At 60.1% G+C, this 17,317-nt stretch carries 13 protein-coding genes; 9 read left to right on the plus strand and 4 right to left on the minus strand.

Annotation, left to right across the window (positions count from 1 at the left end; genetic code table 11):
* The first annotated feature begins 85 nt into the window (after nt 1–85).
* Both BFL40_RS08895 and BFL40_RS08900 read left to right on the plus strand, forming a co-directional pair.
* Nucleotides 86–670 (plus strand): PilZ domain-containing protein, encoded by a 585-nt coding sequence (locus BFL40_RS08895; protein WP_071483613.1) that lies wholly within the window; start codon nt 86–88, stop codon nt 668–670.
* A 44-nt stretch (nt 671–714) separates the two neighbouring features.
* Nucleotides 715–1,437, plus strand: a complete 723-nt coding sequence (locus BFL40_RS08900) for a glycerophosphodiester phosphodiesterase (RefSeq protein WP_071483614.1) — start codon at nt 715–717, stop codon at nt 1,435–1,437.
* A 42-nt stretch (nt 1,438–1,479) separates the two neighbouring features.
* On the opposite strand, the gene sthA is transcribed toward BFL40_RS08900, so the two are convergent.
* On the minus strand, nt 1,480–2,874 hold the full coding sequence (gene sthA / locus BFL40_RS08905; RefSeq protein WP_071483615.1) for a Si-specific NAD(P)(+) transhydrogenase: 1,395 nt from the start codon (nt 2,872–2,874) through the stop codon (nt 1,480–1,482).
* A gap of 235 nt (nt 2,875–3,109) precedes the next feature.
* Here sthA and BFL40_RS08910 point away from each other — a divergent pair, with 235 nt between their 5' ends.
* Both BFL40_RS08910 and BFL40_RS08915 read left to right on the plus strand, forming a co-directional pair.
* Nucleotides 3,110–3,652 (plus strand): chalcone isomerase family protein, encoded by a 543-nt coding sequence (locus BFL40_RS08910; protein WP_071483616.1) that lies wholly within the window; start codon nt 3,110–3,112, stop codon nt 3,650–3,652.
* A 297-nt stretch (nt 3,653–3,949) separates the two neighbouring features.
* Nucleotides 3,950–5,248 carry an MFS transporter gene (locus BFL40_RS08915; RefSeq protein ID WP_071483617.1) on the plus strand — a complete coding sequence of 433 codons (1,299 nt, stop codon included), beginning with the start codon at nt 3,950–3,952 and terminating at the stop codon, nt 5,246–5,248.
* A 100-nt stretch (nt 5,249–5,348) separates the two neighbouring features.
* Here the strand turns inward: BFL40_RS08915 and BFL40_RS08920 are convergent, their stop codons facing one another.
* On the minus strand, nt 5,349–6,812 hold the full coding sequence (locus BFL40_RS08920) for a glyceraldehyde-3-phosphate dehydrogenase (RefSeq protein ID WP_071483618.1): 1,464 nt from the start codon (nt 6,810–6,812) through the stop codon (nt 5,349–5,351).
* A gap of 340 nt (nt 6,813–7,152) precedes the next feature.
* On the opposite strand from BFL40_RS08920, the gene mfd reads away from it, so the two are divergent.
* The 3 genes from mfd to BFL40_RS08935 are packed head-to-tail and all read left to right on the plus strand — an operon-like array spanning nt 7,153 to nt 13,898.
* Entirely contained in the window at nt 7,153–10,602 is a 3,450-nt protein-coding gene (mfd, locus tag BFL40_RS08925; protein ID WP_071483619.1) for a transcription-repair coupling factor, read from the plus strand.
* A gap of 11 nt (nt 10,603–10,613) precedes the next feature.
* The gene (locus tag BFL40_RS08930; RefSeq protein ID WP_071483620.1) at nt 10,614–11,183 is read left to right on the plus strand and encodes a CsiV family protein; all 570 of its coding nucleotides are present in this window, start codon (nt 10,614–10,616) and stop codon (nt 11,181–11,183) included.
* Between the two features lie 9 nt (nt 11,184–11,192).
* Nucleotides 11,193–13,898, plus strand: a complete 2,706-nt coding sequence (locus tag BFL40_RS08935) for a DEAD/DEAH box helicase (RefSeq protein WP_071483621.1) — start codon at nt 11,193–11,195, stop codon at nt 13,896–13,898.
* A 112-nt stretch (nt 13,899–14,010) separates the two neighbouring features.
* Here the strand turns inward: BFL40_RS08935 and nagZ are convergent, their stop codons facing one another.
* A complete protein-coding gene (gene nagZ, locus BFL40_RS08940; RefSeq protein WP_071483622.1) occupies nt 14,011–15,021 on the minus strand; it encodes a beta-N-acetylhexosaminidase in 1,011 nt (336 codons plus the stop codon).
* A 153-nt stretch (nt 15,022–15,174) separates the two neighbouring features.
* Nucleotides 15,175–15,882, minus strand: coding sequence for a TetR/AcrR family transcriptional regulator (locus tag BFL40_RS08945; protein WP_071483623.1), 708 nt, complete (start codon nt 15,880–15,882; stop codon nt 15,175–15,177).
* A gap of 263 nt (nt 15,883–16,145) precedes the next feature.
* Here BFL40_RS08945 and lexA point away from each other — a divergent pair, with 263 nt between their 5' ends.
* A complete protein-coding gene (gene lexA, locus BFL40_RS08950; RefSeq protein WP_003172575.1) occupies nt 16,146–16,754 on the plus strand; it encodes a transcriptional repressor LexA in 609 nt (202 codons plus the stop codon).
* Between the two features lie 10 nt (nt 16,755–16,764).
* A complete protein-coding gene (sulA, locus tag BFL40_RS08955) occupies nt 16,765–17,238 on the plus strand; it encodes an SOS-induced cell division inhibitor SulA (RefSeq protein WP_071483624.1) in 474 nt (157 codons plus the stop codon).
* Nucleotides 17,239–17,317 lie beyond the last annotated feature (79 nt).

Here is a 17,317-nt window from a genome sequence, read left to right on the forward strand (position 1 = left end):
TGTTCGGAGGAAAAGAAGACGTCCCGGTGGCGGGGTCTGGTAAGCAGCTTTACACTCTGACCATTACCGTTACCTGGGGTTCGCCATGTCGACATTAGATGAAGAAGAACGCCGCGAATACTACCGTATCGACGACATGATCGCACTCCAAATCAGCAGCCTTTCCGCGCCCCAAGCGGCGAGCAAGGAAGTGTTGCTGGATGATTCGCCGCTATTCAATCTGCTGAGTGAACTGCACCTCAGCGAATTCGAAGCCCAGCACCTGTTGCGTCAGATCAGCGAGAAAGATCGCAGCTTGGCGGCCTTCCTCAAAGTCCAGAACAAACGCCTGGACCTGCTTAGCCAGATCATGGCACGCGGCCTGTTGGACGAGGTCGGCGCCCCGCAGCCGGTGATCATTTCCGAAGGTGGCATCGACTTCCAGCACCCCACCGCCCTGGCGCCCGACGCACACCTGGCGATCAAGCTGGTGCTGATGCCCCAGGCGCTCGGTTTGCTGCTGCGCGCACGGGTCACCCATTGCGACCCCAAGGGCACAGGTTTTGACATAGGCACGGAATTCGAATCCATGACCGATGCCCAACGCCAACTGCTGGCGCGCTACATCCTGCAGAAACAAGCCCAGGAACGACGCCTGGCGCGCGAGCAAAGCGACGCCCAAGACACCTGAATTCGTATTCACCCCGCCAGGACACCTGGCGCAAAGGAGCAACTGTGACCCTGATTTACGGCCACCGCGGTGCCAAAGGCGAAGCACCGGAAAACACCCTGACCAGCTTTCAGGAATGTCTCAAGCACGGCGTACGCCGCTGCGAACTGGATTTGCACCTGTCCATGGACGGCGAGTTGATGGTCATCCACGACCCGACCCTCAAGCGCACCGCCGACCGGCGTGGCAAAGTCGTCGAGTATTCGGCGGCGGACCTGGTGAAGATGGACGCACGCAAAGGCGGCCCGGGCTGGGTCAAGCCGTGCCCGATTCCGCGCCTTGAGGAGTTGTTCGAACAGTGCGACTTCGATCACTGGCAGCTTGAAGTCAAAAGCGCCTCACGCACCCGCGCCGCGACTACCGTGCTGGCAATCCGGGAAATGGCCGTACGTTTCGGCATCATGGACAAGGTCACCGTGACCTCAAGCTCGCGGGAAGTACTGAAAGCGGCGGTGGAACTCACCCCAGACCTGTCGCGCGGGCTGGTGGCCGAATACGCCTGGCTCGACCCGTTGAAGGTCGCGCAGAACTATGGCTGTGAATATTTGGCGTTGAACTGGACGTTGTGCACCCCCGAGCGCCTGGAAAAAGCCCAGCGCCAGGATTTGCACGTGTCCGTGTGGACAGTCAACGAACCTGCGCTGATGCGCAGGCTCGCCGACTTCGGCGTAGATAGCCTGATTACAGACTTTCCCGGTTTGGCCACTGCCACCCTCGAGAATTACTGAAATCGGTCTCCCCGGCCGGCTCAGGCCACCGGCCGGAGCCGCTCAAAAAAGCCGGTTGAGGCCGTCGTAGGCCGCTACCCGATAGGCTTCAGCCATGGTCGGGTAGTTGAACGTGGTGTTAACAAAATACTTGAGGGTATTTTGCTCACCTGGCTGGTTCATGATGGCCTGGCCAATGTGCACGATCTCCGACGCCTGGTAGCCGAAGCAATGCACGCCGAGGACTTCCAGGGTTTCACGGTGGAACAGAATCTTCAGCATGCCTTGCGGCTCACCGGCGATCTGCGCACGCGCCATGCTCTTGAAAAACGCCTTGCCCACTTCGTAAGGCACCTTGGCCTTGGTCAGTTCGTGTTCGTTTTTGCCGATCGAGCTGATCTCCGGGATGGTGTAGATCCCGGTCGGCACGTCATTCACATAGCGCCAGCTGCCATTGTCGACGATGCTGCCGGCGGCCGAACGGCCCTGGTCGTGCGCGGCGCTCGCCAGGCTCGGCCAGCCGATCACGTCGCCGGCACCGTAGATGTTCGGCACGCAGGTGCGGTAGTTCTCGTCCACTTCGATCTGGCCACGGCTATTGACCTTGACCCCGATATTTTCCATGCCCAGCTTGTCGGTGTTGCCGGTACGACCGTTGCACCACAGCAAGGCGTCGGCCTTGATCTTCTTGCCGGACTTGAGGTGCAAGATCACCCCGTTGTCCAGGCCTTCGACCCGCTCATACTCTTCGTTATGGCGCACGGTGATGTTGTTGTTGCTGAAGTGGTAGCTCAACGCCTGGGAGATTTCCGAGTCGAGGAAACTCAGCAACTGGTCGCGGTTGTCCACCAGCTCCACCAGCACACCCAGGCCGCTGAAGATCGAGGCGTATTCACAGCCGATCACGCCGGCGCCGTAGATGATCAGTTTGCGTGGGGTGTGGCCCAGGCTGAGGATGGTGTCGCTATCGTAGATACGCGGGTGGTGGAAATCGATATCGGCCGGGCGATATGGGCGCGAACCGGTGGCGATGATGATGTGCTTGGCCACCAGCTTCTCGACCACACCGTTGGGGCACACCACCTCGATGGTTTGCTCGTCGGCGAAGCTGCCTGTACCGAAGAACAGGTCGACACGGTTACGGGCGTAGTAACCGGTGCGCGAAGCCACTTGCTTGGAGATGACTTTCTCGGCGCTTTTCAACACGTCCGGGAACGAGAACCAGCGCGGCTCACCAATCGCCCGGAACATCGGGTTGGTGTTGAACTGCATGATCTGACGCACCGAGTGACGCAAGGCCTTTGACGGGATGGTACCCAAGTGGGTGCAGTTACCGCCGACCTGGCGACGGCTATCGACCATTGCCACCTTGCGCCCCGCCTTCGCGGCGTTCATCGCCGCACCTTCTCCAGCCGGGCCGGAACCCAGTACCACCACGTCGTAGTTGTAGACAGCCATGCGTACTCCTCAAAACAGGCCAGGCGTACGGTTGGACGCCGGGCTAAATCATGCCGCGGCCAGCGGTCATGAAGGGCAATTTGGCTCAAGTGTGTGAACCGGGGCACAGTCTATATAAGGCTCAACGCCGCGCACATTAACCCTTGGTCGCGTCGTAGGCCAGTCCTGCCTTTACTTCAGGAACAGGAAACTGGCATTACACTGCTAAACACGCACCTTTGCAGGACGAGCCATTATGCGGCATGTCGTTTTCTGTTTATTGCTGATTTTTTCGCTAACGGTGCAAGCCAGTGAGACAGACCGGCTTCGGCAGGCGGCTTTCCCTGCACAATTTCATGAATTGGTCCTGAAAAACCAGACGGTGCTGGTTTATCTCTGGGCGGATGTGTACGCGGCCGCCCTGTATTCCCCGGTCGACACGAGCGCGAAAGCTGCCTGGGATCAGCAAAAAGACCTGCGCCTGGCGCTGTATTACTTTCGCGACATCGACCGCACCGATGTGATCAAGGCCGCCAACACGACCATCGAGCGTCAGCAAACCAGCGCCACCCTCGCCCGCTTGAAGCCAGAACTGGACCAACTGCATGCCGGTTTTCGCAACATCCGCAGCGGCGATCGGTATGCCCTGGACTTTCGCCCCGGGCGCGGGCTGAACCTGGAGATCAATAATCAAGTGGTGTTCAGCAGTCGCAACGATGAGCTGGCCAAGGCTTATCTCGGCATCTGGCTGGCACCCAAGGGCCTGTCGGACAGCCTACGCAACACCCTCCTCAACTGATCAAACCAATGCCGGAACTATGATCGTTCCCACGCTCTGCGTGGGAACGCCGCCTGGGACGCTCCGCGTCCCGCCAAACGACGCCACTCTCCATTTCTGCGCAAGGTGACGCGGAGCGTCACGGTATGCATTCCCACGCAGAGCATGGGAACGATCATGTACATAACCCCGTATTTAGTCAGCTCGCTATCGGATCCTGTTGCGGGTGATGGCCAATACACATATGGTTACAAAACTGCAGCAAGGACGAATAATGACCAGGGATTACTAATAAGACAGCCAAAATGAGTGAATGACATGTCCACTTCAACGGGCAAAGGCAAGGCGATCTTTCGCGTTGTCAGCGGTAACTTCCTCGAAATGTTCGACTTCATGGTCTATGGCTTCTATGCCACGGCTATTGCCAAGACCTTCTTCCCCGCCGACAGCGCCTTTGCCTCCCTGATGCTGTCCCTGGCGACGTTCGGCGCAGGCTTTCTCATGCGACCGCTGGGCGCGATCTTCCTCGGCGCCTACATCGACCGCCACGGCCGTAAAAAAGGCCTGGTGATCACGTTAGCGCTGATGGCCGCCGGTACCATCCTGATTGCCTGCGTGCCTGGATACGCCACCCTGGGCGTGGCAGCCCCCTTGATCGTGTTGTTTGGCCGCCTGTTGCAAGGCTTCTCCGCCGGCGTCGAGCTGGGCGGTGTGTCGGTGTACCTGGCGGAAATCGCCACACCGGGTCGCAAAGGCTTTTTCGTCAGTTGGCAATCTGCCAGCCAACAAGCCGCCGTGGTGTTCGCCGGTTTGCTCGGCGTTGGCCTGAACCACTGGCTCAGCCCCGAAGAGATGGGTGACTGGGGCTGGCGCGTGCCGTTCCTGATCGGCTGCCTGATCGTGCCGGTGATCTTCGTGATTCGCCGCTCCCTGGAGGAAACCCCTGAGTTCCAGGCACGTAAACACCGTCCTACCCTGCAGGAAATCGTCCGTTCGATCGGTCAGAACTTCGGCATCGTCATCGCCGGCATGGCGCTGGTGGTGATGACCACCGTGTCGTTCTACTTGATCACCGCCTACACCCCGACCTTCGGCAAGGCTGAACTGCATTTGTCGGACTTCGATGCGTTGCTGGTGACGGTGTGCGTGGGCATCTCCAACTTCATCTGGTTGCCGGTGATGGGTGCTGTGTCCGATAAAATCGGGCGCAAACCCCTACTGCTCGGCGCGACCATTCTGGCGATCCTCACGGCGTATCCGGCGCTTTCATGGCTGGTGGTCAACCCGAGCTTCAGCCATCTGCTGATCGTGCTGTTGTGGCTGTCGTTCCTGTACGGTTCGTACAACGGTGCGATGGTGGTGGCGCTCACCGAAATCATGCCGGTTGAAGTGCGCACGACCGGCTTCTCCCTGGCCTACAGCCTGGCGACGGCGACGTTTGGTGGGTTTACACCGGCGGCCTGCACCTACTTGATCCATGTGCTGGATAACAAGGCGGCGCCTGGGATCTGGCTCAGTGGCGCAGCGGTTCTGGGGTTGATCGCAACGCTGGTGCTGTTCAAAGGCAATCGCCATGAACTGAGGACGGCGCAGGCTTCGGTGGTACGCGGCGCCTGACAGACCGCTTGCTCGCGAAGAGGCCCTAGCATTCACCACAAAAACCCCAGACATAAAAAAGCCCCGAACCAATCGGGGCTTTTTCATTTGCTGCGGGTGCTTAGCGCGGGAACGCAGGCGGGTTAACCCCAGCCATGTCTTCCATCACGCGAACTACCTGGCAGCTGTAGCCGAACTCGTTGTCGTACCAAACGTACAGAACAACGCGGTTGTCCTGGGTGATGGTCGCCTCAGCGTCCACCACACCGGCGTGGCGCGAGCCAACGAAGTCGGTGGAGACCACTTCCTGGGAATTGACGTAGTCGATTTGCTTATGCAGATCGGAGTGCAGCGCCATGTAGCGCAGGTACTCGTTCATCTCTTCGCGGGTAGCGGCTTTCTCAAGGTTCAGGTTGAGAATGGCCATCGACACGTTAGGCGTCGGAACGCGGATCGCGTTACCGGTCAGCTTGCCGGCCAGCTCAGGCAGAGCCTTGGCAGCAGCGGTCGCAGCACCGGTCTCGGTGATCACCATGTTCAACGCGGCGCTACGGCCACGGCGATCGCCTTTGTGGAAGTTATCGATCAGGTTCTGGTCGTTGGTGTACGAGTGAACGGTTTCGACGTGGCCGTTAACGATGCCGAACTTGTCATTCACAGCTTTCAGCACCGGCACGATGGCGTTGGTGGTGCAGGAAGCGGCGGACACGATCTTGTCGTCAGCGGTGATTTCACCGTGATTGATACCGTGCACGATGTTCTTCAGCTTGCCTTTGCCAGGCGCAGTCAGAACAACGCGATCGATACCCGGGCAGGCCAAGTGTTGGCCCAGGCCTTCGGCGTCACGCCACACACCGGTGTTATCCACCAGCAGGGCGTCTTTGATGCCGTACTGGGTGTAGTCCACCTCAGCCGGGTTCTTCGCGTAGATCACCTGGATCAGGTTACCGTTGGCGGTGATGGTGTTGTTTTCTTCGTCGATGACGATGGTGCCGTTGAACGGACCGTGTACCGAGTCGCGACGCAAGAGGCTTGCGCGCTTGGTCAGGTCGTTGTCGGCGCCTTTGCGCACAACGATGGCACGCAGGCGCAGGCCGTCGCCGCCGCCGGTTTTTTCGATCAGGATGCGCGCCAGCAGACGGCCGATACGACCGAAGCCGTACAGGACAACGTCGGTGCCTTTACGGGCTGCGGCGTTTTGCTGGCCAACCACGTCGGCCATTTCTTCACGCACGAACTGCTCGGCCGTGCGGCCATTGCCTTCGTTGCGGAATTTGTAAGCTAACTTGCCCAGGTCTACCGAAGCCGCGCCGAGCTTGAGCTCGCTCATGGCTTTAAGCAGTGGGAATGTTTCGTGGACGGAGAGTTCGCTGTCGTCGGCGGAACGGTGACGCGCAAAGCGGTGGGCTTTGAGAATCGCGATGACTGACTGGTTGATCAGGCTGCGGCCATAGATCGAGCTCACCACATTGTTATTGCGGTACAGCTGACCGATAAGCGGAATCATCGCTTCAGCGAGCGCTTCACGGTCGATCCATTCACCAAGACACTGGTCGGGCTTCTGAGTCACGGGAACCTTCCACATGTAGGGGCAGAAAAAAGGGGCTACATTATGCCGCTCGACTGCACGCGGAGCAATGCGCGCCAGCCAACAAAAAGCGCTTGCGAAAAATTGACACCGCGCTGGAGCCCAGTAAATACGCGGGTTTCAGAAGACCACCTTTTGTACGAGTAGGGCAACTTGTCCGTAACCCTCCGAAAACCTCGCGCTTTTTGGCACTACATATTGAGTCAAAACCCACCATTGTTTGTCTTAGCCACTACATTTCCTACAAACCGTAATAGGCTCAGTCAGCAACTGACAGGCGGCACCTCGGGCCGTTACAATTACCGACTTTGTCGCAACGCTTGGAGCTCAACCTTCCGTGCCCGTTCTGCGTCTACCGCTTCTCCCTGCCGCGGCAGGTAAACAGCACTGGGGCAACCTGCCCGGTGCCGCCCTGAGCCTGGCCATTGCCGAGGCTGCCAGCGCAGCCAAGCGCTTTACCCTGCTGCTCACCGCCGACAGCCAAAGCGCCGAACGGTTGGAGCAGGAGCTGAGCTTCTTCGCCCCCGATTTGCCGGTGCTGCATTTTCCCGACTGGGAAACCCTGCCCTACGACCTGTTCTCGCCGCACCAGGACATCATTTCCCAGCGCATCGCCAGCCTGTACCGCTTGCCGGAACTGGCCCACGGCGTGCTGGTGGTGCCGATCACCACGGCCCTGCATCGCCTGGCGCCGACCAAGTTCCTGCTGGGCAGCAGCCTGGTGCTGGATGTCGGCCAGAAACTTGATGTAGAGCAGATGCGCACGCGCCTGGAAGCCAGCGGCTACCGTTGCGTCGACACGGTGTACGAGCACGGTGAATTCGCCGTACGCGGCGCACTGATCGACCTGTTCCCGATGGGCAGCAAACTGCCGTATCGCATCGACCTGTTCGATGACGAAATCGAGACCCTGCGTACCTTCGATCCGGAAAACCAGCGCTCCATCGACAAGGTCGACTCGGTCAAGCTGCTGCCGGCGCGGGAATTCCCGCTGCAAAAAGACGCGGTCACGCGCTTCAAGGCGCGTTTTCGTGAACGCTTCGATGTGGACTTCCGTCGCTGCCCGATCTTCCAGGACTTGAGCAGTGGGATTACACCAGCCGGTATCGAGTACTACCTGCCACTGTTTTTCGACGAAACTTCCACCCTGTTCGATTACCTGCCGCAGGACACCCAAGTGTTCTCGCTGCCGGGCATCGAGCAGGCGGCGGAAAACTTCTGGAACGACGTGCGCAATCGCTATGAAGAACGCCGCGTCGATCCGTCCCGCCCGTTGTTACCGCCCGCTGAGCTGTTCCTGCCAGTGGAAGACTGCTTCGCCCGCCTGAAAAACTGGCCGCGCGTGGTCGCCAGCCAACAGGACGTGGAAGCCGGCAGTGGCCGTGAGCGCTTCCCCGCGGGGACGCTGCCGGATCTGGCGATCCAGGCCAAAGCCACGCAGCCACTGGAAGCGCTGTCCAACTTCCTCGGCGATTTCCCCGGCCGCGTGCTGTTTACTGCCGAATCCGCCGGCCGTCGCGAGGTACTGCTGGAACTGCTGGAGCGCCTGAAACTGCGGCCAAAGACCGTCGATAGCTGGCCGGATTTCGTCAAAGGCAAAGACCGCCTGGCGATCACCATCGCGCCGCTGGATGAAGGCTTGCTGCTGGATGACCCGGCACTGGCACTGATCGCCGAGAGCCCGCTGTTCGGCCAACGCGTGATGCAGCGCCGCCGCCGTGAAAAACGCGCCGACGCCAACAACGACGCAGTGATCAAGAACCTCACCGAACTGCGCGAAGGCGCGCCGGTGGTGCATATCGACCATGGTGTGGGCCGCTACCTGGGCCTGCAGACCCTGGAGATCGACAACCAGGCCGCCGAATTCCTCACCATGGAATACGCCGAGGGCGCCAAGCTCTACGTGCCGGTGGCCAGCCTGCACCTGATCGCCCGCTACACCGGCAGCGACGATGCACTGGCGCCGTTGCACCGCCTGGGCTCCGAGACCTGGCAGAAAGCCAAGCGCAAAGCTGCCGAACAAGTGCGCGACGTCGCCGCCGAACTGCTCGACATCTATGCGCGCCGCGCAGCCCGCGAAGGCTATGCGTTCGCCGACCCGAAAGCCGACTACGCGACCTTCAGCGCAGGCTTTGCCTTCGAAGAGACCCCGGACCAGCAAACCACTATCGAAGCGGTGCGCGCGGACATGCTCGCGCCCAAGCCGATGGACCGCCTGGTCTGCGGCGATGTGGGCTTCGGCAAGACCGAAGTGGCCATGCGCGCGGCTTTTATTGCCGTGCATGGTGGCAAGCAAGTGGCGATTTTGGTGCCGACCACCCTGCTCGCCCAGCAGCACTACAACAGTTTCCGCGACCGCTTTGCCGACTGGCCTGTGAGCGTTGAAGTGATGAGCCGCTTCAAGTCCGCCAAGGAAGTGAACGCCGCCGTCGCTGACCTCGCCGAAGGCAAGATCGACATCGTGATCGGCACCCACAAGCTGCTGTCGGAAGATGTAAAGATCAAAAACCTGGGTTTGGTGATCATCGACGAAGAACACCGCTTTGGTGTGCGTCAGAAAGAGCAGCTGAAAAACCTGCGCAGCGAAGTCGACATCCTCACCCTCACCGCCACGCCGATTCCGCGCACGCTGAACATGGCCGTGTCGGGCATGCGCGACCTGTCGATCATCGCCACACCGCCGGCACGTCGCCTGTCGGTGCGCACCTTCGTGATGGAACAGAACAAAAGCACGGTCAAGGAAGCGCTGCTGCGGGAATTGCTGCGCGGCGGCCAGGTTTATTACCTGCACAACGACGTGAAGACCATCGAAAAATGCGCCGCCGACCTCGCAGAACTGGTGCCGGAGGCGCGAATCGCTATCGGCCACGGGCAGATGCGCGAGCGCGAGCTCGAACAGGTGATGAGCGACTTCTACCACAAGCGCTTCAACGTGCTGATCGCCTCGACCATCATCGAGACCGGCATCGACGTGCCGAGCGCCAACACCATCATCATCGAGCGTGCCGACAAGTTCGGCCTGGCACAATTACATCAGTTGCGTGGCCGTGTCGGCCGAAGTCACCACCAAGCGTATGCCTACTTGCTGACGCCGCCACGCCAACAGATCACCACGGATGCGGAAAAGCGTCTGGAAGCGATCGCCAACACCCAGGACCTGGGCGCTGGTTTTGTGCTGGCCACCAACGATCTGGAAATCCGTGGCGCCGGCGAACTGCTGGGTGACGGCCAGAGCGGGCAGATCCAGGCCGTGGGTTTCACCCTCTATATGGAGATGCTTGAACGCGCGGTGAAAGCCATCCGCAAAGGCGAGCAACCGAACCTCGACCAACCCCTGGGCGGCGGTCCGGAAATCAACCTGCGCTTGCCAGCGTTGATTCCCGAAGACTATCTACCGGACGTGCATGCGCGGCTGATCCTGTACAAGCGCATCGCTTCAGCCACCGACGAAGAAGGCCTCAAGGACCTGCAGGTGGAAATGATCGACCGCTTCGGCCTATTGCCGGAACCGACCAAGAACCTGGTGCGCCTGACGCTGCTCAAGTTGCAAGCCGAGCAACTTGGAATAAAGAAAGTCGACGCCGGGCCGCAGGGTGGGCGCATCGAATTCGAAGCGCAAACGCCGGTGGACCCGCTGGTGCTGATCAAGCTGATCCAGGGCCAGCCCAACCGCTACAAGTTCGAAGGGGCTACGCTGTTCAAGTTCATGGTGCCGATGGAACGCGCCGAGGAACGCTTTAATACATTGGAGGCGCTGTTTGAGCGCCTCATCCCGAAATCTGCTTGAAGGACGCCCCCATGCGCCTGTTCCGCATTCTGAGCCTGTTGTTGGTGGTACTGGCGCCTTCGGCATTTGCCGATAGCCCATACCAAGTGGAAATGATCCTGGTGCGCCAGAATGCGGAGCCGGTGATCAACAGCCGCGCCGCGCCTGAAAACTGGGATGCCGGCGCAGTGCGCCTGGGCACCGACAAAGTCAGCCCGCCGCGCCTGAACAACATCGTCGAAAAGCTCACGGCCGATAGCAGTTACACCGTGCTCGCACACAAGGCTTGGGAGCAGAACCTCGGCGATCAACCAGTAAAGATCGCGATCACCGACGGCCAGGAACAGTTCGGCCAGTTTCCCCTCGAAGGCGTGCTGAACCTGCAACTGGGCCGCTTCACTGATATCGACGCACATTTCTGGATCAACCAGTTCGACGGCAACGGCAGCGTGATCGCCAGTGAACACCTGAGCCAGACGGACGTTCGCACCAAGAACAACCAACTCAACTACCTGGACGGCGGCCACTTGGCGCTGCTGATCAAGATCACCTCGCTGACCGCCAAGCCACCTACCGCACCACCGCCCGACATTCAGGACTGATCCAACGCCATGCCCCTGACGTCGTCGTTGACCAAACCCCTGGCCCCCTCGTGGGCCAATCGCTTTAAAGAGCAAAGCCTTGAGCGCGGCCGGCGCTACGCCTTGGAAAACCGGGTGCGGATCGTCGAGTCCGGTGACAGCACCATCGTTGCCAGCTGCGAAGGCTCGGGCGGTAACGTTTATCGGCAGACCATCTCACTGCGCGAATCAGCCAAGGGCTCGTTGATCCTGGTGGACAGCCGCTGCACCTGCCCAGTCCACACCAACTGCAAACACATCGCTGCGGTGCTGCTCAAGGTCCAGGAAACCCTGGCCTACCCGGCGGCGGCCCAGGATGCCGAGTTACTGGAAAAACTCCAGGCCGTTCTGGACAACCGTGTAGTACTGCCGCAGGTGGTGATGGAAGATGTCCCGCCGATCCCACGCCTGTGGCTGGCCAGTGTCGAATTCAGTGCGTTTGAACCGCGTAACGGCAAAATGCAGCGCTATATCCAGCACCGCGCGGCGCTGTCGTTCAACTACCTGGACAACTACGTCAGCGGGCAGAAAAACGCCGATATCATCGTGCGCCAGGAAACCCAAAGCCTGAGGATCAAACGGCATCCCGAACGGGAACAAACCTATCGCGAGCAACTGCGTCTGCTGGGTTTCAAAATCGCCACGCGCCAGAGCAAGGCCCTGCCGGAAAGCGCCGGCGAGCTGTTCGAGATGGTCAATGACAGCGCCTGGCTGAACTTCACCCTCAATGCATCGCCCACCTTGCGCGCCGAGGGCTGGGAGCTGCAGATCGATGAAGATTTCGGTTTCGACCTGAGTACCGTCGACGACTGGTACGCGACTGTCGATGAAGGCCCGGAACGCGATTGGTTCGACCTGGAACTGGGGATCATCGTCAACGGTGAGCGGCTGAGCCTGCTGCCGATTCTGCTGAACCTGATGCGCTCCCACACCGAAATCCTCAACCCGGAAAAACTCGCCCGACGCCGCGATGACGAACTGATCCTGGTGAATATTCCCGGCCTGCCCAACGGCCACGGCCCGCTGCAAGTGGCGCTGCCCTACGGCCGACTGAAACCGGTGCTGGCGACCCTCGGCGAGTTTTACCTACAGGAAACCGGCACCACAGCCCTCCGCCTGGCGAAGGCCGATGCGATTCGCCTGAACCCGCTGGAAGACCTGCCCCTGCAATGGGAAGGTGGCGAGAAGATCCGCAACTTCGCCCAGCGCCTGCGGGACATCAAGGATTTCGCTTGCGTGGCTCCCGAGGGCTTGAATGCGACCTTGCGTCCGTATCAGTTGGAAGGCTTGAGCTGGATGCAGTCGCTGCGCCAATTGGACGTCGGCGGGATTCTTGCGGATGACATGGGCCTGGGTAAGACCCTGCAGACCCTGGCACATATTCTCAGCGAAAAAGCCGCCGGGCGCCTGGATCGGCCGTGCATGGTGGTGATGCCCACCAGCCTGATCCCTAACTGGCTCGACGAAGCGGCGCACTTCACCCCACAACTCAAGGTGCTGGCGCTGTACGGCGCGTCGCGTAAGAAACATTTCGCGCCTTTAAATGACAAGCGCCTGCAGGACTATGACCTGCTGCTGACCACCTATGCCTTGTTGCCCAAGGACATCGAACACCTCACCGCCCTGCCCTTGCATGTACTGATCCTCGATGAAGCCCAGTACATCAAGAACCCCAACAGCAAGGCCGCCCAGGCGGCGCGCGAGCTGAACGCACGGCAACGCCTGTGCCTGAGCGGCACGCCACTGGAAAACCACCTGGGCGAGTTGTGGTCACTGTTCCACTTCCTGCTACCGGGTTGGCTGGGCGACGTGAAAAGTTTCAACCGCGACTACCGCGTGCCCATCGAAAAGCGCGCCAGCGATGTGCGATTGCAGCACCTGAACGGTCGGATCAAACCCTTTCTGTTGCGCCGCACCAAGGAACAGGTGGCGACGGAATTACCGCCCAAGACCGAGATTATTCATTGGGTCGACCTCAACGAGGCCCAGCGTGACGTGTACGAAACCATGCGCCTGGCGATGGATAAAAAGGTCCGCGACGAAATCACCCGCAAAGGCGTGGCGCGCAGCCAGATCATCATTCTTGAAGCGCTGCTGAAATTGCGCCAGGTGTGCTGCGACCTGCGACTGGTCAACGACGCCACCCTACCCGCCCGTGGCAGCAGTTCGGGCAAGCTCGATAGCCTGATGGAAATGCTCGAAGAGTTGTTTGCCGAAGGTCGCCGAATCCTGCTGTTTTCCCAGTTCACTTCGATGCTCAGCCTGATCGAGGTAGAGCTGAAAAAACGCGGCGTTGCCTACGCGCTACTGACCGGCCAGACCCGCGACCGGCGCACACCGGTGAAAGACTTCCAGAGCGGCAAGTTGCAGATTTTTCTGATCAGCCTGAAGGCTGGCGGTGTAGGCCTGAACCTGACGGAAGCGGACACAGTGATCCACTATGACCCGTGGTGGAACCCGGCCACGGAAAACCAGGCCACCGACCGCGCGTATCGCATCGGCCAGGAAAAGCCGGTGTTCGTCTACAAGATGATTGCGCGCGGCACCGTTGAGGAGAAGATTCAGCACTTGCAGAAGGAAAAGTCAGACCTGGCGGCGGGCGTGCTGGATGGTCGTACGACCGGGGATTGGCAGTTGGGCAACGAAGATATCGAGGCGTTGTTTGCGCCGTTGCCCCATAAGCAAGACAAGCGCTGACTGTTAGATCACCTTCGCGAGCAAGCCCGCTCCCACACTTGACCGCGTACATCCTGAAGAACTGCGATCGAATGTGGGAGCGGGCTTGCTCGCGAAGGGCGCGACGCGGTTTTCAGTCGATCAACTGGGCATCCCGCAACGCAGTAAGCGCCGCCAACCAGCGCGGATCCTGCTTATAGTCCGTCGAAGCAATCGCCTGACCGCGCATCCGCGCAATCCGAGCCGATGGCGTAACCTTCATCCGCTGCGCAGCGCTCAGCGCCAACTCAGCAGCCGCACGATCGTTACACACCAGGCCCATATCGCAACCGGCGGTCAGCGCAGCTTCAATACGGCTAGCGGCGTCGCCGACCACATGGGCACCGGCCATGGACAAGTCATCGCTGAAAATCACCCCATCGAACTGCAACTCGCCGCGCAGAATGTCCTGCAACCAGCGACGCGAGAAACCGGCCGGCTGTGCGTCGACCTGTGGGTAGATAACGTGCGCGGGCATCACCGCCGCCAACTGCTTGCTCAGTCGTGCGAAAGGCACCAAGTCATTGGCGCGAATCTGTTCCAGGCTGCGTTCGTCATTGGGAATCGCAACGTGGGAATCCGCCTCAGCCCAACCGTGGCCAGGGAAGTGTTTACCGGTGGCGGCCATACCGGCGCTATTCATACCACGGATAAAAGCACCGGCGAGCACGGCGGCGCGCTCGGGGTCACCTTCGAACGAGCGGGTACCGACCACGGCGCTGCGTTGATAATCCAGGTCCAGCACCGGGGCGAAACTCAGGTCGAGACCGACCGCCAGCACTTCGGTGGCCATGATCCAGCCGCATTGTTCGGCCAGGTACTCAGCGTTGGGGTTGTCCGCCAGCGCACGCATGGCCGGCAGGCGCACAAAACCTTGGCGCAATCGTTGTACGCGACCGCCTTCCTGATCGACGGCCAGTAACAGGTCCGGGCGCACGGCACGGATCGCCGCGCTCAACTCCCGCACCTGGCGTGGATGCTCGATATTGCGTGCAAAAATGATCAGCCCGCCCACTTCAGGCTGGCGCAACAGGTGGCGATCCTCGGCCGTCAGCCAAGTACCGGCAACGTCGGCCATCAATGAACCTTGCAGGGCAGCAGTCATAAACCTTCCTTAAATAACGCACACAACCCGTTGCCCTCACGACGCGCCATCCAGGAGGGGCGCGGGGTGAAAACAACGGGTTGCGAGTAAATAGCTGAAATCGGCATGGCGGCTAGCTTAGCGGATGCAAGCGGCGGCGCACACCCGGGTCGATCACACCTTGGCGACGGCCGGTGTCGATTTGCTGCGTGGGCGCAACTGTGCAGCAGCCATGGTTTGGTCGGTCACACCGGTTTCGGCGCGCATGCCGGCGGCGAGGAACGGCACCATCAAGCGCATCACCTGTTCAATCGAGGTATTGACGCCGAAATCAGTCTCGGCAATAGCGCGTAGCGCCTTGATCCCAGACATGCTGAACGCCGCTGCACCGAGCATGAAGTGTACGCGCCAGAAGAGTTCGATCGGCGGAATACGCGGGGCGGCTTCGTTGACCAGCAGCATATAGCGGCGGAACACCTTACCGTACATGTCTTCCAGGTAACGCCGCAGGTGGCCCTGGCTCTGGCTGAACGCCAAGCCCAGCAGGCGCATGAAAATCGACAGGTCGTTACCGCTGCGTGGTTGAACGACCAGTGCTTGCTCAACGAGGATTTCCAGCAGGTCTTCCAGGCTTGGCTTGTTTTCCGGCTTGGTCTGGCGGCGCTCCAACTCACGGTCGAGGCTGGCGCAGAAAGGCCCCAGGAAGCGCGAAAACACCGCCTGGATCAGGGCTTTTTTCGAGCCGAAATGGTAATTCACTGCGGCGAGGTTGACCCCAGCCTTGCTGGTAATCAGCCGCAATGAAGTTTCAGCAAATCCTTTTTCCGCGAACAATTGCTCGGCAGCATCGAGAATGCGTTCAACGGTTTCCGACTGGGCCATGGCTACTCCGCCTGACAAACACTTGTTTGAAACATACGTTTCAGGTTGTGTCTTGTCAAGCCTGCGGGTCCGTTTTCCGGCCGGGCAGTCATCTATTTCGGCGCTATTTAATCACATCCTTCCCGGTCTGTAGGCAGCGCTATCTCTGCTTTGTAGGACGAGTAACAAATGACCGTCCAGCGGAGTACCCAAAAAGGATGATTGCCAAGTTAAGTTCACTGTATATAATCCCAGTCACTGTATAAAAAGACAGAGCGATCAACATGCTAAAACTGACGCCACGCCAAGCTGAGATTCTGGCTTTTATCAAGCGCTGCCTCGATGACAACGGCTACCCGCCGACACGAGCGGAAATTGCGCTGGAGTTGGGGTTCAAGTCCCCCAACGCTGCCGAAGAACACCTCAAGGCCCTCGCTCGCAAAGGCGCGATCGAGATGACCCCAGGTGCTTCGCGCGGTATTCGTATCCCTGGCTTCGAAGCCAAGGCCGACGAATCGACACTGCCGATCATCGGTCGCGTCGCCGCGGGTGCACCCATCCTCGCGCAGCAGCACGTCGAGGAGTCCTGCAACATCAACCCGACCTTCTTCCATCCTCGCGCCGACTACCTGCTGCGGGTCCATGGCATGAGCATGAAGGACGTGGGCATTTTCGACGGCGACCTGCTGGCCGTCCACACCACTCGCGAAGCCCGTAATGGCCAGATCGTCGTCGCCCGTATCGGCGATGAAGTCACCGTCAAACGCTTCAAACGTGAAGGCAGCAAGGTCTGGCTCCTGGCCGAGAACCCTGAGTTCGCCCCGATTGAAGTGAACCTGAAAGATCAGGACCTGGTGATCGAAGGCTTGAGCGTCGGCGTCATTCGCCGCTAAAGGAGGCACCATGCAGTTCATGCACACCCCACAACAGACACAACTCTCGCTGTTCGAGGCCTTTATGGCCCAACCCCTTGCGCCCATCCTCAAGGATACGGTCGAGGCGCCCTGGGGCGCCGAACCAGAGGCGTTCAGTGAATTGTCGTTGCGCGGTGCTGCCGGGAGCTGCCTGAGCCTGCTGGCGCCGATCCTTCGGGAATTGAGCGAGGAACAGGACGCCCGCTGGCTGACGCTGATTGCCCCGCCCGCCAGCCTGACCCAGGCCTGGCTGCGGGACGCCGGCCTCAACCGCGAGCGCATCCTGTTGCTGCAACCACGCGGCACGCAAAGCGCCCAGCAATTGACCTGCGAGGCCCTGCGCCTGGGCCGTAGCCACACCGTGGTGAGCTGGCTGAACCCGCTGAATGCCACTGCCAAGCAACAACTGATCAGCGCCGCGCGTACGGGCGATGCACAGAGCTTGAATATTCGATTGGGGTAATAGGAATAGCGGCAGGCTAGCTCTGCGGAGGTTATTTTGTTGCCTGTGGGCTTGTTGTGGCGAGCGGGCTTGCGCCGCG

It is taken from the genome of Pseudomonas costantinii (assembly GCF_001870435.1).
GTDB classification, from domain to species: Bacteria; Pseudomonadota; Gammaproteobacteria; order Pseudomonadales; family Pseudomonadaceae; genus Aquipseudomonas; species Aquipseudomonas costantinii.